This window comes from Clostridium chrysemydis, from assembly GCF_015234215.1.
In the GTDB taxonomy this organism is placed as follows: domain Bacteria; phylum Bacillota; class Clostridia; order Clostridiales; family Clostridiaceae; genus Clostridium; species Clostridium chrysemydis.
Genome location: NZ_JADEKP010000002.1, coordinates 290,642 through 304,650 on the forward strand (window position 1 = coordinate 290,642; position 14,009 = coordinate 304,650).

Here is a 14,009-nt window from a genome sequence, read left to right on the forward strand (position 1 = left end):
ATTTAATTAAAGGTGGTTTAAGGATATGGATAGATTAAATTTAGAAAAATTAACAACAGAAAGCAGAAATTCAAACACATTAAATATAGATAAAGTATCAACTTTAGAAATGGTTAAAATGATAAATAACGAAGACAAAAAAGTTGCAGAAGCAGTAGAAAAGGAACTTCCAGCTATAGCAGAAGCTATAGATGGAATAGTTGATAGAATAAATAAAGGGGGAAGGCTTATTTATATAGGGGCTGGTACTTCAGGAAGACTTGGAATTTTAGATGCATCTGAGTGTCCTCCAACTTACGGAGTTTCAGAAGAGTTAGTTCAAGGAATTATAGCTGGAGGAAAAACAGCTATCTTTAAAGCAAAAGAAGGGGCAGAGGATTCTAAAGAACTTGCAATAGAAGATTTAAAAGATAAAAACATAACAGAAAATGATACAATAGTAGGCTTAGCAGCATCAGGGAGAACTCCTTATGTAATAGGTGGCTTAGAGTATGCAAATTCTATAGGTGCCTTAACTGTTTCAGTAACTTGTAATAGCAATTCAGAAGTTTCAAAAGCTTCTAAGATAAAAATATCTCCAGTAGTTGGAGCAGAAGTAGTTACAGGTTCAACTAGATTAAAATCAGGAACAGCCCAAAAGTTAGTTTTAAATATGTTATCAACAGGAAGTATGATTAAACTTGGAAAAGTTTTTGGAAACCTTATGGTAGATGTTCAGTCTACTAATGAAAAGTTAGTTGAAAGAGCAAAGAGAATAGTAAGTGAAGCAACAGGTGTTACTTTAAAAGAATCAGAAGAAACATTAAATAAAACAGACTTTGATGTAAAGCTTGCAATCTTTATGATTTTATCAGGATTAGATTTAGATAAAGCTAAAGAAAAGCTAGATAAAAACAAAGGTTATATAGCTAAAGCTTTAGAAGATAAGTAATTTATATTTGGGAGATTTTAAATCTCCCAAATAATTAAATAAAATTTATTTAAAGGTATTATAGGAGCTATGTAAACGATTATAATTAAAGGGAGGCTATTATTATGACAAATGCAGAGATTGCAAAAAATTTAGTCCAATTAGTTGGGGGAAAAGATAATATTAAAAGTGCACAAAATTGTATGACTAGATGCAGACTAGAACTTTTTGATTTTAGTAAAGCTGATATTGAAGGGTTAAAAAAATCAGAAGGTGCTTTAGGGGTAGTAGAAGCAGAGGGTCAACTTCAAGTTATTTATGGTCCAGGTAAGGTTAATAAAGTAACAGAAGAAGTACAAAAACTTTTAGGTGATAAAAAGATAGCTTTAGGGGAAGAAGCAGTAGCAGAAACTAAAGCAAAACTAAAAGAAAAAAATAATACTAAATTTAAAAATATATTAAAGAAATTAGGTAATGTATTTATTCCACTTATTCCTTTATTTGTTGCTTGTGGATTAGTTTTAGCTGTTAATAATATTGCTAATGTATACTTTGGTGAAGCTTATAAAGCTACCAACGTTTCTCAAATTATAGGTTTAATCGGAAACGGAGTATTCTCAGTTTTATCAGTGTTAGTTGGTGTAAATGCAGCTAAAGAATTCGGTTCACAAATGCCTATGATGGGCGGTGTTTTAGGTGGTATTTTATCAGCACCAGCACTAGCTAACATAACTTTATTTGGTGAAAAATTAACTCCAGGACGTGGCGGAATTATTTCAGTAATATTAGTTGTAGTACTTTCAGTTTATATAGAAAAACTTTGCAGAAAGTTTGTTCCAGAAGTTTTAGATTTATTTATAACTCCATTAGTTACTTTAACTATTTCAGTTCTTATAGCATTATTTATACTTCAACCAATCGGAGGGTTTATATCAGATGGTATAGGAATGATAGTAGCGCAAACAGTAGCATCAGATAATAAAATAATTGCAATAATTTCAGGTGCAGTATCTGGAGGTTTATTCTTACCTTTAGTTATGACAGGAATGCACCAAGCTTTAACTCCAATCCACGCAGATTTAATTGCAACAGTAGGATTTACAGTTTTATTACCAATCTTAGCTACAGCTGGTATGGCACAAGTAGGTGCAACAGTTGCAGTTCTTAAGAGAACTAAAAACGAAAGACTTAAAAAGACAGCTAAAAACGGCTTAGTTCCAGGGGTTCTTGGAATAGGAGAACCTTTAATATACGGAGTTACACTTCCTCTTGGAAAACCATTTTTAGGAGCTTGTCTTGGAGCTGCAATAGGTGGAGCTGTTATGGCAGCCTTTAACGTAGGTGCAGTAGCACTTGGGGTTTCAGGTTTACCTTTAGCATTACTTATAGCAAACGGAAAAATGCTTCAATTCTTACTAGGAGTTTTAGCTTCTTATATCGGAGGATATGTATTTACAAATATGTTAGGGTTTGAAGATCCTGTAGAATAATTAAAATATAAATTAAGGGGGTGCTAAATTTAAGCATCCCCTATAAGTAGATAAGGAGAGTTTTTTATGAGTTTAGGTTTTTCAGTTTATTTTGGTTTAGATAACACTAAAGAAGAAAATATGGAGCTTTTAAAGGGTGCAAATACTTTAGGATTTACTAGAATATTTACATCACTTCATATTCCAGAAGCTAATTACGAAGTATTAAAAAAAGAAGTTAAAGAGTTTTATAGCCTTGCAAGAAAATTCGATATGGATATTATAAGTGATATTTCACCTAATACTTTTAAGTTTTTAGAACTAGAAGATATGGATATAAAAGGACTTAGAGACTTAGGTGTTAAAACTATAAGAATAGACTTTGGATATACAGAAGAAGAGATAGCTAAGATGAGTAAAAATAATTTTGGAGTTAAGATTCAATTAAATGCATCTACTATAACTAAAGAGTTTTTTAGAAGATTAGATAAATTCAATCCAAACTACGAAAATGTTGATGCTCTTCATAATTTTTATCCAAGAATAGGTACTGGTATTTCAGAAGAATGTATGATAGAAAAAAATGAAATACTACTAGATAGAGGGATATCTCCTTCAGCGTTTGTGGAGTCAAGCTTTAGAAAGAGAAGCCCTTTAAAAGATGGCCTTCCGACTTTAGAGGACCATAGAGGAGTCGATATAATTAAAGCTGCAAACCACTTAGTAGCTTTAGATAACAAATCTATCTTTATAGGAGACTCTTTGCCTAGCTTAAAAGAATTAGAGGATTTATCTTCTTTAAGAGAAGATGCAGTTAAGATAGATATAAAATTAAAAGTAGAATTAGACGAAGTTTCAAAAAGACTTTTAAAAGAGACTTATAGTTCAAGAACAGACGACGCAAGAGACGCTATAAGAGCCTCTGAAAGCAGACTTTTATTAAATGGAGGAGTAATAAAACCTTTAAATACTATAGAAAGAAAAGCCTTTTATATAACTATAGATAATGAAGATTATAAAAGATATATGGGAGACTTACAGATTTTAAAAAGGGATTTAGAAAGAGATGATAGAATAAACGTAGTAGGGGAAGTTTTACAGGAAGACTATTATCTATTAAAATATATAAGAAACGGAAAGAAATTTTATTTTAATATAGTAGATTAAAAGGGTGATTAGATGGACGTGATCGAATTTATAAAACAAAATTATGATAATTTTACTGAAAGAGAAAAAAAGATAGCAGATTATCTAATAAAAACTAAAGAAAGTATTATAGAACTATCAGCTAAAGAAATAGCTGATAAAACTGATACTTCCGCGCCAACTGTAGTTAGGTTTTCTAAAAAGTTAGGTTTTAGTAGTTTAAACGAGATGAAGTTAAAGTTATCTATTTCTTTAGAAAAAAAAGAAGAGCCTAAGGGATTTGAATATTTAGATAAAAGCTTAGAAACTAAAAGTATTATTTATGGAATAAAAAATTCCATTCATCAAGCCGTAGATAGTACTGTTGATTTAATTTCAGAAGAAGAATTAGATAAAGCTATTAAACTACTTGTAAATGCTAAAAATATTTACGTATTTAGTATAGGAAGTTCTCATTTAGTAGGTTTAGACCTTTATTACAAATTAAGTAGAATAAATAAAAGATGTATCGTCCACTCAGATACGCACCTTCAAATAACTTCTTCAGTCTTAATGGAAGAAGGAGATGTTGCAGTAGCTATATCATATTCAGGTGAAACTCGTGAAATATTAAAGTGCACAGAAAATGCAAAGGAAAAGGGAGCACCTGTGATTTCAATTACTAGGGCTGCTGTAAACAACAAACTTGAAGGACTTTCAGATATAACTTTAAAAGTTCCTTTTAAAGAGCGTTCTTTAAGAGAAGGCGCTATAAGTTCTAGAATCTCTCAGCTTGCGATTATAGATATGCTTTATCTTGGTATTGCAAGAAGTGATGTAAAGTCAGTAGAAGAAAAACTTATAGAAACAAGAAGTGCAATAGAATATTTAAAAGAATAGAAAATGCCTACATAATCACTTAGATTATGTAGGCATTAAAATTTTAGGATAATTTAAAAGATATAAAGGGATAATTAAAATAAGAACATTTAGTAAAGGAGATTACTATGTTTTATAAAGAAATTCTTTTATGTTATCCAGTAAATTATGATATTGATTCAAAAAATATAAATAAGGAATTAATGTATTCCCAATATAATTCATTAATTAATATGTTGATTTCTAATAAAGTAAATATAAGGTTTTTAGAACCGATTTACGGTAAGTCGCAAGTTTATACTAGGGATTTAGCTTTTCAAATAGAGGATATATTTTTTGTTAGCAATATGAAATCAGAAGATAGAAAAGAAGAAGTAAAAACTATAGAAAACTATTTTAAAGATAAAAAAATAAAATATTACAAAATGAAAAATAATATTGAAGGTGGAGATGTGATTCATTACAAAAATACAGTATTGGTTGGAATGAGTAATAGAACAACAAGGTCTGCAGTAGAAGAGCTAAAAAAATACTTAGAATTTTTAAAAAAGGATATTGATATTATTAAAATCGAATTTGAAAAAGATAAGCTAATTCATTTAGATTGTGTATTTAATATAGTAAATCCGGAAACTTGTGTTGTATCAGAGTATGTTTACAATATAGAAGAAATTAAAAAATTATTTAAAAAAGTTATTGTTATAAATAAGAAAGAAACATTAGATTTAGGTACAAATTTTATTACTATAAATGATAATATTATCTTAACTTCAAACAAAGAAATCCATAAAACTTTACTAAAAGAAAACCTTAATACTATATACTTAGATTATTCAGAGTTTGTAAAAGGTGGAGGGAGTTTTAACTGTACAACGCTACCCTTACTAATAAAAAAAGAGAATTGAAAAATTCTCTTTTTTTATTGTTCCAGTTTTGTATATAATTTAAATTTATAAAAGTAACCTTCTAGTATTTTAAGGGTAAAAGCGTATTTACCGAATTCATTTGCAAAAATACACCCTATAGTTTCTTCTTGGTTATTTTTGATGCAAACTCTAATTATTTCTATACCAGCATTTGGAACAGGAACTCCAAATGGGTCTAAAACTATTCCATCTATTAAGGTACTTTCAAAATTATTAACCTTTAAACAAACATTTGCAGTTTTATGCTCATAGAAGTAAGAAGATGGGATTCTAGCTATACTATGCTTCATTTTCATTACCTCTTAAAACTATATTCATAGTTATTTTCTTATTTTCTTTAATGTACTCAAAGTCAAGGTGGTCATATTTTTTATCATTAATAATAAGATAATCTATAATAAAAGGATTTAAAATATTATCCATATTACCTCCTAAAAGGTGGAGTAGCAAAAAAGCTACTCCTATATTAAAAATTTATATTAAGAAGCTAAATCAAAGCTCATTGTATAAGCAGTTGAAGCTGCTAAATTAGAAGTAGATGCACAAGTTACTATTAAAGTTCCAGGAGTAGTAGTATCATCTACTGTAACATTACTAACAGGAGTATTAGGAGCAGCTGTTAAGAAGAATTGGAATCCTTCGTTGTAAGTGTATCCAGCTGGGATAGTTACATTAAATACTGTAGATCCATCGTCAGTTGGTTTGTTTTGAGCTGTCATTCCAGTTACATCATAATAATATCCAAGATTAGCTACAGATATAGCAGCATCAGTAGTATATTTTTGTACGTTAATACTTGCCATTTAAATTTCACCTCTAAAAATATTTGGGATAAATTTTATTCCCAATAATATAATATGGAAATACTTAAAATTTGTTACATAATAATTTAATATATTTCTTTAAATGGATTGTTAGCTTCAATTATAAAAGTACTTTCAGGATAATCTGAAAGATTTATTATAAAGCTAAATTCTCCAAATAAATTAGTAGTAGTGTAAGCTAATTTTTCAGTTATTTCTATATTTCTTTTGTTTATATAATTTACATAAAGTATAACAACTGAGTCATAAACAGGATTATTGTTTGAGTCTGAAACATAACCACTTATAAGCCTTTTGCCATTTTTATTCACACAAATTTTCATAAAATTTACTCTTCCCTATTATATTTAAAAGTCAGTATAACTTGCTAACATTTCATAGTTACAATTAGTTTTAATAGGTAAATTAAAATAATACTCACCTAATTCATTAGTAAATGAATTTCCTATAAAAATTTTTTCACTTTCTGAAATAATTTCATAAAGTTCTACTTTTATATAATGAGGTGGTGGTAAATTTAAACTTATAAGTCCCTTAATTAAAACTCTTGCATTTTTTTTATATTTGAAATTTAGATTATAGTTACAACTTCTTTTAGAATTAAGAATATGTGTTTCATATGGATAGAATCTACTTCCTAATCTTTTTTTATCTAAAATTATAGAAGGAGGATCAATATTTGATATAGGTAATGTTTCTATCTTATATATGAAACCGGATAAAAAATCAGTCAGAGTCCCTTTACCGGTATAGGTTTTTGGAGGGGTAGGCTGCGTTATATTATACATATAGCCTGTTTCATCAATGCTGAAAGTAGTGATAAATTTTGTTATTTCACTCATAAAGATCATCCTTTTTTTTTTATAGTGAAAAATAATTATAAAAAATATAATTATATAGTATTAATATATGAATAATTATGTTGAAATGTTCATTTTTATAGTTTTGTCTAAATAAATAAAAAATTGTAGAAAAAACTTATTGAACCGTTGTATAATATTTATTAATAAAAGATATTAAATTAATATCTTTTAGCTTTAGGAGATATGTATATGAAAAAAAAGTTCGGGTTTATTAAAGAGTTTAAAAAAAGTTATGGGAAAGTTTTTAGTATTTATATGTTAGCTTCTATATTTGTAGTAACAGTTGGAATAGTTATATTAATTAGTTTGTTTTACCACGATAATCAAAAAAACTTACAGGTAACTGCAAATAAAGTTAAGGCAGTAGATGTTTACGAAAAAATACAAAAAGATTATTATGATAAAGTAAATGAAGCAAAGGAAATAAGCTTAGAAGATAAGGGTCTATATAAATGTTATAAACTCCTTTTAGACTCAATAACTTCTTATAATATAAATGAAGTTCAAAGTGCAAAGGTTGTTTATAATTTGAGCGAGGAACTTTTAAATGGATTATTTGATAAATTAAAAGAAATAACTTTAAATGAAGAAATAGAAAATTTTAGGCAATCACAAAATGATTGGCTAGAGAAAAAATCAGATATAAAAAATCAAGATCATAATAATGAATTAATAATGTATCAAAAACTTATCGATTTAAATACTACAAGATGTGAAGATTGGATAAGTTACTATAAATAGGTTTAATTAAACCTATTTTTTTTGGAAAAAAAGTTTCAAATTGAGAGCAAAATTAAAACATATAGCTTAATTTAATATAAATAAAGGAATAAAAATTCCATAAAAAATAATATATAGGAGTTTTTATTGACTGGAACTATATATAAAATTAAACTGTAAATGTAAACGATGTACATCAATAAAAAGTGGAGGTTTATTATGAGTTCAAAGATTGATAAATTTGTAGATAAGATTATGCCAGTTGTAGGTAAAATTGCAGGTCAAAGACACTTATGTGCTATAAGAGATGGCTTTATTGTACTTATGCCATTAATTATAGGTGCATCAATTTTCGTTTTATTAAATAATGTAGTTTTAGATTCAAACAATGGTATTTTAAAGTCCTTTGTTAACTTAGATAAATATAAAGAAATTGGAGTAATAGCAAATAATGCAACACTTGGAATATTAGCTATTTTGTTTGCTTTTACTCTATCATATAATCTTGCTAAATCTTATGATGAGGATGGAGTTAATGCTGGAGTTATTGGAGTATCAGTTATGGCAACAATGATTCCTCAAGCTATTACTATAATTCCTGATGGATTTAAAGACAGTATAACTGTTTCTGGCGTTATAAGTAGCGTTAATATTTCTTCATCAGGATTGTTTTTAGCAATTATTGCAGGACTTTTAGGAACTGAATTTTTTATTAGATTATCAAGAAATGAAAAGTTAAAGATAAAACTACCAGATGCTGTTCCATACGGAGTTTCAAAATCATTTAATGTTATGATTCCTTCAATAATAACACTAACTGTATTTTCAGTAATTGTATTTTTAATAAATCAAATCTCTAGCGTTAGCATACCTGAATTAATAAGTAAAATAATACAAGCACCCTTACAAAGTTTAGTTCAAAACCCTGGTGGAATGATTTTTATAACATTTATCTCAAACTTATTGTGGGCATTTGGAATACATGGTTCTAGTATTTTAAGTCCAATAACTAGTCCTACACTTTTAGCAGCTATGCAAGAAAACATGGATGCTTTTAATGCGGGACAAGCTGTACCAAATATTGTTACAGAACCATTTATAAATTCTTATAGCCTAATAGGTGGAGGCGGATGCATGCTTTGCTTAGTTATAGCAATATTTATAGCATCTAAAAGATCAGATCACAAGGAAATAGGTAAACTTGCTGCACTTCCTAGTGTATTTAATATTAGTGAGCCTATAATGTTTGGATTACCAGTAGTTTTAAATCCTATTTTTATACTTCCTGTAGTATTAGTGCCAGCACTTAATCTTATAATAGCATATTATGCAACTGCCTTTGGATTTGTTTCAAAAACAGTAGCTTTAGTTCCGTGGACAACGCCTCCAGTTATATCTGCTTTTTTAGCAACGGCAGGAGATTATAGGGCTGCAATTTTAAGTGTTATACTTTTAATTATTTCTGTACTTATTTATATTCCATTTGTGCTTATGGCAAATAGAGAGCAGGAATTAGAGAATAAAAATTAATTATCTTATTAAAATTAAGGAGATTAAGTATGAATGAAGTTAGTATAGTCACAAATATAAAAAGTTTATTTTCAAGCTTAACTAAAAAGGAAAAAATAGTTGGGTTATATATAATAAAAAATTATAGGGAAGTCTCTTATATGAGCATAAAAGACTTATCAGAAAAAATAGAAGTTGGAGAAACAACTATTTTAAGGTTTTGTAAAAGAATTGGATATAGTGGCTACTATGAGTTCAAAAAAAATCTTTCAAAAGAAATAAAAAGCGAGAAGGATATAACTTTAAAAAACTGTATATCAAATGCATTTGGAGATATTTTAGAAATGTTAGAAGATACATTGAATTTATCAACTTATAGAGAGATCAATAGAGTTGCAAGTCTTATAAAGGGGTGCGATACAGTATTTATTTTTGGTGTAGGATTTTCAGGGCTTTCAGCAACAGGAGCTCAAATAAGGCTAAATTCTATGGGACATAAAGCTTTTTCAAGTTCAGATAATTACACTCAAGTTTTATCTGCATCTGTAGCTTCAAAAAATGATGTAGCCATAGGGTTAAGTATTTCAGGAAAAACTAAACAAACTGTAGAAAACCTAAAAATAGCAAAGAAAAATGGTGCAAAAATAATTGGGATTACTAATAACAAAAAATCTCTAATAACAGAAATTAGTGATATAACTTTATATACTGCAGGAAAAGATTTAGGTGAAGAAGGAAGTACTCTAATAACAGAGATGTCTCAATTATTTGTGTTAGAGCAAATTTTTAATAGGCTACATGAAATTGATTTAGAGAGAATTAAATTTATAAATAGTAAGGTTTCTAATTATATAAATAAAGAAGAAATTTGATTAGGAGATATATATGGAAAATAGATATATTAAAGACTTAATAAAAAGTATGACATTAAAAGAAAAGGTCGGTCAGTTAAATCAAAAGTTATATGGATGGAATGTTTATAAAAAAATAGGAGATAAATTTGAGTTAACTGATGAGTTTAAAGAACACGTAAAGTGGGGAGGCGGAATAGGTGCTATATATGGAGTACTAAGAGCTGATGCATGGTCAGGAATAAGCTTTCCAAACGGAATAAAAAAAGAAGAAAGCAAAATAGTTATAGATATGATACGTGAGTACGTATTTAATAATACTAGATTAAAAATACCAGTTTTATTTAGTGAAGAGTGCACTCACGGACATCAAGGTTTAGACGGAGAAATGTATCCTTGTAGTTTAGGGATTGGGTCATCTTGGAATGAAGAACTAGTAGAATATGTATTTAAAGAAATATCTAATGAAATAGCAGCTAAAGGAGTAAATTTAGCACTAGTATCTTCTTTAGATGTGTTAAGAGATCCAAGGTGGGGAAGAGCAGAAGAGTGTTATAGTGAAGATCCATACTTATCGTCAAAATATACTGAATCTATAGTTAAAGGGATTAATAATAAAACTTCTGAAAATGGAGTTACAGTTGTATTAAAGCATCTTTGTGCTCAAGGGGAACCTGTAGGAGGGCATAACTCAGGAGCTGCAAGCATAGGAGAAAGAGAACTTAGAGAAATATTTCTACCACCTGTAAAAAGTGGTGTATCAAGTGGTGCTTTAGGTTTTATGGCAGCCTATAACGAAATAGATGGAGTGCCTTGCCATATTAATAAAAAGTTACTCACTGATATTTTAAGGGATGAATATAAGTTTGATGGCGTTGTAATGGCGGACGGTTGTGCTTTAGATAGACTGCTTCTTATGACTGGAAATGTAGAACTGGCTGCAAAACTTGCATTAGAAGCTGGAGTAGATTTAAGCTTGTGGGATGATATATATACTTCTATAGAAAGTGCTGTAGAAAGTGGAGCTCTAGATATAAAATATGTAGATAGAGCGGTTTATAGGATTTTAAATCTAAAGAATAAACTAGGCTTATTTAATAAACAAAAAAATACAGATTTAAGATTTATAAAGAGCACATTAAATGAGAATATATCAAAGGAAAGCTTAGTTTTATTAAAAAATGATAAAAGCTTGCTTCCACTTAAGAAAATAAAAAAAATAGCAGTTATAGGACCTAATGCAGATAGTAAGTATAATCAATTAGGAGATTATACTTCACCACAAGATGAGAAAAATATAATAACTGTTTTAGAAGGAGTAAAAAATATAGTTTCTAAAGATGTAGAAGTTTTTTATGAAAAAGGTTGTAATATAAGGTCATATATAGAAAATGGAATAAGTAATGCAGCTAGTGTAGCCGCTAAATCAGATGTAGCTATAGTTGTTTTAGGTGGTTCAAGTTCTAGAAATTTTAAAATGTCTTTTGAAAGTAATGGAGCTGTAGTTACTTCTTATGATAAATTTGATATGAATTGTGGTGAAAATGTAGATTTAGCAAATTTAGATTTAGAAAAAAATCAAGTTGATTTGATAAAAGAAATAAAGAGCAGGGGAACTAAAGTGATAACTGTGATAATTCAAGGGAGACCTCACAGCATAAAAGAAATAGTTAAGTATAGTGATTCAATAATTTGTGCTTGGTATCCTGGAAGTTATGGAGGGAAAGCTATAGCAGAAACTATTTTTGGATTTAACAATCCAAGCGGTAAGCTGCCTGTATCTATTCCTATTTCTTCAATGCAGCTTCCTTGTTATTATAATGGTAAAGATAGCGGTCAAAAAGAAGATTATATAGATATGGAAGGAGAATCACTTTATCCTTTTGGTTATGGACTTAGTTACTCAAAGTTTTTATATAGCAATTTAAGGTTGAGTAATGAAAAAATATCTATTAAAAGTATGGAAAAAGGTGAAAAACTAAGAGTTACTGTTGATTTGTATAATGATAGTGAGTTTGATGGACTGGAAGTTGTACAGTTATACATTAAAGATTTAGAAGCCTCTATTACAAGAAGAATAAAGGAACTTAAAGGGTTCAAAAAAGTTTTTGTAAAGAGTAAATCCAAGATCCAAGTTGAATTTTATTTAACTATAGATGATTTGAAAATTTGGGATATAAACTTAGAAAATAAAGCAGAGAGTGGAAATATAAAAGTTATGGTTGGTAAAAATTCAAAAGACTATCTAGAAAAGACTTTTGAATTAATATAAATCTTTTTAACAAATATAAGCTTCTAAATTATCCTTGTGTTTTGTATGTTAAGGTTAAGGTATTGCAATAGTTTTGAAGTGAATAGTTTGTTAAAACTATAAGGTGAAGTCTAATTTTTTAGGCTTTATTTTTTATTCAAAAAAAACAGTTTAAATATGTTACACTTAAAATATAAAAAGGGGATGAAATATAATGGATAAAAGAAAAATTGTATTTTCAAATTATAATAAATTTAATTGTATAGGAGATAAGTGTAAATATACTTGTTGCTCTGGCTGGGATATTAATATAGATAAAGTAACATTTGAAAAATGGAAAAAAGAAAAACAGGAGTTTTTAAAATATACTAAAAAGAAAGAAAAAGAAATTTTTATAGATAAAGAAACAAAAGATGATTGCAGTTTCCTAGATTGCAAAGGGCTTTGTAAAATTATAAAAGAGGATGGTTATGATTATATATCAGAAACTTGTAGGTGCTTTCCAAGAATTATTAATGATTATGAAGACATAACAGAATATAGCTTATCTTTAGCTTGTCCTGAAGCTATAAATTTTATAAGAAAAAATACCTTTCTTATAGATAATAATAGAAAAGTAATAGAATCAAGAGAAGTTATTTTAAATATATTAAATCTTGAAGATATTAGTTTAAATGAAAAATTACTAATAGCTTTTCAAGTTTTAAATATTATGAGAGAAGAAGATATTAAAGGAATTTATAATGATAAAGAATTTTTATATGAAATCTTAGATAATTTAAGAAGAGTAGAAACTGATAGGGAAGAAGCAATTTATGAATTAAATAATTTATTTTTAGATATAATTACTAATTATAAAGACATAGGTATTTTTAAAGAGCTATTTAAAGATATTGGTGATTTTTCAGAAAATGAATATTTAGTAGATTATTTAGGTGTTTTTGATAAATCCAAAAAAGAAATCAAAGGTAATGAAGGATTTTTATTAGATATAATAAAATCAAAAGTTATAAGTAACGTTATATCAGAAAATATAACAGAAAATATTATTTCACTTCAAAATATAATTTTAGAGAGCTTTTTAATTGATTACTCTTTATTTTTAAAATTTTCTTTAAAAGAAAAGATTAATAAAGAATCTATAAGTGATTATACTTTAGCTTTTTCTAGAATAATTACAAGTAATAAAGAAGCATTTTTAGAATTTATAATTGAGTCATTTGAAAGAGAAATAATTGATATATCTTATTTAGCCTTTATAGGGCTAATATAAAAATAAAGCTTGAATTTAAATTCAAGCTTTATTTTTTAAACTTTTTAGATACGTTAAGATAGATTACTGAAAAAAGTGTTGTTCCGATTATTAAAAAAGGTACAAGTACAGACATACCTTTAATTTCGTAGTAAGTATTTATTATTAGTAGAAGAATATAAAAAGCTATAGCAAAACAAAATTTGCTCATAAATTTGCAAACATTTAATAGATTATATTGTTCTCTTTCTTCTTTACTCATAGTATTAAAGCCAGCTATAAGAAATATCCCTTTTCCTTTTGATAAAAATATTCCTATAGTTATAAATAAAAGTATTATTAGTATTGGAATTAAAACCTCAAATCCCATAAAGATGTCTCCTTAAAATAATATTAATACAATTTTACCATATATTTGGTAAAAAGTAAT

The 14,009-nt window shown here is 27.7% G+C and carries 16 protein-coding genes; 10 read left to right on the forward strand and 6 right to left on the reverse strand.

The features are described from left to right. Nucleotides 1-25: 25 nt before the first annotated feature. The 5 genes from murQ (at nt 26) to INR60_RS09250 (ending at nt 5,288) form a co-directional block, all read left to right on the forward strand. A complete protein-coding gene (gene murQ / locus INR60_RS09230) occupies nt 26-931 on the forward strand; it encodes an N-acetylmuramic acid 6-phosphate etherase (RefSeq protein ID WP_194191231.1) in 906 nt (301 codons plus the stop codon). Between the two features lie 104 nt (nt 932-1,035). Then, nucleotides 1,036-2,400, forward strand: a complete 1,365-nt coding sequence (locus INR60_RS09235; protein WP_194191232.1) for a PTS transporter subunit EIIC — start codon at nt 1,036-1,038, stop codon at nt 2,398-2,400. Between the two features lie 66 nt (nt 2,401-2,466). Continuing rightward, nucleotides 2,467-3,546, forward strand: a complete 1,080-nt coding sequence (locus INR60_RS09240) for a MupG family TIM beta-alpha barrel fold protein (RefSeq protein WP_194191233.1) — start codon at nt 2,467-2,469, stop codon at nt 3,544-3,546. Nucleotides 3,547-3,558: 12 nt separating this feature from the next. Then, nucleotides 3,559-4,404: a MurR/RpiR family transcriptional regulator gene (locus INR60_RS09245; protein WP_194191234.1), complete on the forward strand. Its 846-nt coding sequence runs from the start codon at nt 3,559-3,561 to the stop codon at nt 4,402-4,404. A gap of 107 nt (nt 4,405-4,511) precedes the next feature. Continuing rightward, nucleotides 4,512-5,288, forward strand: a complete 777-nt coding sequence (locus tag INR60_RS09250; protein WP_194191235.1) for a dimethylarginine dimethylaminohydrolase family protein — start codon at nt 4,512-4,514, stop codon at nt 5,286-5,288. 14 nt (nt 5,289-5,302) lie between these two features. On the opposite strand, the gene INR60_RS09255 is transcribed toward INR60_RS09250, so the two are convergent. The 5 genes from INR60_RS09255 to INR60_RS09275 all read right to left on the reverse strand — a co-directional run bounded on the left by INR60_RS09255 (nt 5,303) and on the right by INR60_RS09275 (nt 6,975). After that, a complete protein-coding gene (locus INR60_RS09255; protein WP_194191236.1) occupies nt 5,303-5,599 on the reverse strand; it encodes a hypothetical protein in 297 nt (98 codons plus the stop codon). Further along, nucleotides 5,589-5,732, reverse strand: coding sequence for a hypothetical protein (locus INR60_RS09260; protein WP_194191237.1), 144 nt, complete (start codon nt 5,730-5,732; stop codon nt 5,589-5,591). Before INR60_RS09260 ends, INR60_RS09255 begins: the two co-directional genes overlap by 11 nt. A 56-nt stretch (nt 5,733-5,788) precedes the next feature. Beyond that, a complete protein-coding gene (locus INR60_RS09265; RefSeq protein WP_194191238.1) occupies nt 5,789-6,112 on the reverse strand; it encodes a hypothetical protein in 324 nt (107 codons plus the stop codon). 86 nt (nt 6,113-6,198) lie between these two features. After that, nucleotides 6,199-6,456 carry a hypothetical protein gene (locus INR60_RS09270; RefSeq protein WP_194191239.1) on the reverse strand — a complete coding sequence of 86 codons (258 nt, stop codon included), beginning with the start codon at nt 6,454-6,456 and terminating at the stop codon, nt 6,199-6,201. A 24-nt stretch (nt 6,457-6,480) separates the two neighbouring features. Then, on the reverse strand, nt 6,481-6,975 hold the full coding sequence (locus tag INR60_RS09275; protein WP_194191240.1) for a hypothetical protein: 495 nt from the start codon (nt 6,973-6,975) through the stop codon (nt 6,481-6,483). A gap of 210 nt (nt 6,976-7,185) precedes the next feature. Between INR60_RS09275 and INR60_RS09280 the strand changes: the two genes are divergently transcribed. The 5 genes from INR60_RS09280 (at nt 7,186) to fliB (ending at nt 13,600) form a co-directional block, all read left to right on the forward strand. Continuing rightward, complete coding sequence (locus INR60_RS09280; RefSeq protein WP_194191241.1) at nt 7,186-7,737, forward strand: hypothetical protein; 552 nt, start codon at nt 7,186-7,188, stop codon at nt 7,735-7,737. Nucleotides 7,738-7,935: 198 nt separating this feature from the next. Continuing rightward, nucleotides 7,936-9,246, forward strand: a complete 1,311-nt coding sequence (locus tag INR60_RS09285) for a PTS sugar transporter subunit IIC (RefSeq protein WP_194191242.1) — start codon at nt 7,936-7,938, stop codon at nt 9,244-9,246. A gap of 29 nt (nt 9,247-9,275) precedes the next feature. Further along, entirely contained in the window at nt 9,276-10,097 is an 822-nt protein-coding gene (locus INR60_RS09290) for a MurR/RpiR family transcriptional regulator (protein ID WP_194191243.1), read from the forward strand. A 13-nt stretch (nt 10,098-10,110) separates the two neighbouring features. Beyond that, nucleotides 10,111-12,348 carry a glycoside hydrolase family 3 N-terminal domain-containing protein gene (locus INR60_RS09295; protein ID WP_194191244.1) on the forward strand — a complete coding sequence of 746 codons (2,238 nt, stop codon included), beginning with the start codon at nt 10,111-10,113 and terminating at the stop codon, nt 12,346-12,348. 193 nt (nt 12,349-12,541) lie between these two features. Further along, the gene (fliB, locus tag INR60_RS09300) at nt 12,542-13,600 is read left to right on the forward strand and encodes a flagellin lysine-N-methylase (protein WP_194191245.1); all 1,059 of its coding nucleotides are present in this window, start codon (nt 12,542-12,544) and stop codon (nt 13,598-13,600) included. Between the two features lie 28 nt (nt 13,601-13,628). Here fliB and INR60_RS09305 read toward each other — a convergent pair whose 3' ends face one another. Further along, nucleotides 13,629-13,949 (reverse strand): DUF3784 domain-containing protein, encoded by a 321-nt coding sequence (locus tag INR60_RS09305; protein ID WP_194191246.1) that lies wholly within the window; start codon nt 13,947-13,949, stop codon nt 13,629-13,631. Between the last annotated feature and the right edge of the window lie 60 nt (nt 13,950-14,009).

What these genes read in the sequence shown, in the direction of transcription:
- INR60_RS09255 (WP_194191236.1), bottom strand. Translation starts at nt 5,599, where the DNA reads ATGAAGCATAGTATAGCTAGAATCCCATCTTCTTACTTCTATGAGCAT.
- fliB (WP_194191245.1), top strand. Translation starts at nt 12,542, where the DNA reads ATGGATAAAAGAAAAATTGTATTTTCAAATTATAATAAATTTAATTGT.
- INR60_RS09245 (WP_194191234.1), top strand. Translation starts at nt 3,559, where the DNA reads ATGGACGTGATCGAATTTATAAAACAAAATTATGATAATTTTACTGAA.
- INR60_RS09250 (WP_194191235.1), top strand. Translation starts at nt 4,512, where the DNA reads ATGTTTTATAAAGAAATTCTTTTATGTTATCCAGTAAATTATGATATT.
- murQ (WP_194191231.1), top strand. Translation starts at nt 26, where the DNA reads ATGGATAGATTAAATTTAGAAAAATTAACAACAGAAAGCAGAAATTCA.
- INR60_RS09285 (WP_194191242.1), top strand. Translation starts at nt 7,936, where the DNA reads ATGAGTTCAAAGATTGATAAATTTGTAGATAAGATTATGCCAGTTGTA.
- INR60_RS09235 (WP_194191232.1), top strand. Translation starts at nt 1,036, where the DNA reads ATGACAAATGCAGAGATTGCAAAAAATTTAGTCCAATTAGTTGGGGGA.
- INR60_RS09270 (WP_194191239.1), bottom strand. Translation starts at nt 6,456, where the DNA reads ATGAAAATTTGTGTGAATAAAAATGGCAAAAGGCTTATAAGTGGTTAT.
- INR60_RS09290 (WP_194191243.1), top strand. Translation starts at nt 9,276, where the DNA reads ATGAATGAAGTTAGTATAGTCACAAATATAAAAAGTTTATTTTCAAGC.
- INR60_RS09260 (WP_194191237.1), bottom strand. Translation starts at nt 5,732, where the DNA reads ATGGATAATATTTTAAATCCTTTTATTATAGATTATCTTATTATTAAT.
- INR60_RS09280 (WP_194191241.1), top strand. Translation starts at nt 7,186, where the DNA reads ATGAAAAAAAAGTTCGGGTTTATTAAAGAGTTTAAAAAAAGTTATGGG.
- INR60_RS09265 (WP_194191238.1), bottom strand. Translation starts at nt 6,112, where the DNA reads ATGGCAAGTATTAACGTACAAAAATATACTACTGATGCTGCTATATCT.
- INR60_RS09275 (WP_194191240.1), bottom strand. Translation starts at nt 6,975, where the DNA reads ATGAGTGAAATAACAAAATTTATCACTACTTTCAGCATTGATGAAACA.
- INR60_RS09305 (WP_194191246.1), bottom strand. Translation starts at nt 13,949, where the DNA reads ATGGGATTTGAGGTTTTAATTCCAATACTAATAATACTTTTATTTATA.
- INR60_RS09240 (WP_194191233.1), top strand. Translation starts at nt 2,467, where the DNA reads ATGAGTTTAGGTTTTTCAGTTTATTTTGGTTTAGATAACACTAAAGAA.
- INR60_RS09295 (WP_194191244.1), top strand. Translation starts at nt 10,111, where the DNA reads ATGGAAAATAGATATATTAAAGACTTAATAAAAAGTATGACATTAAAA.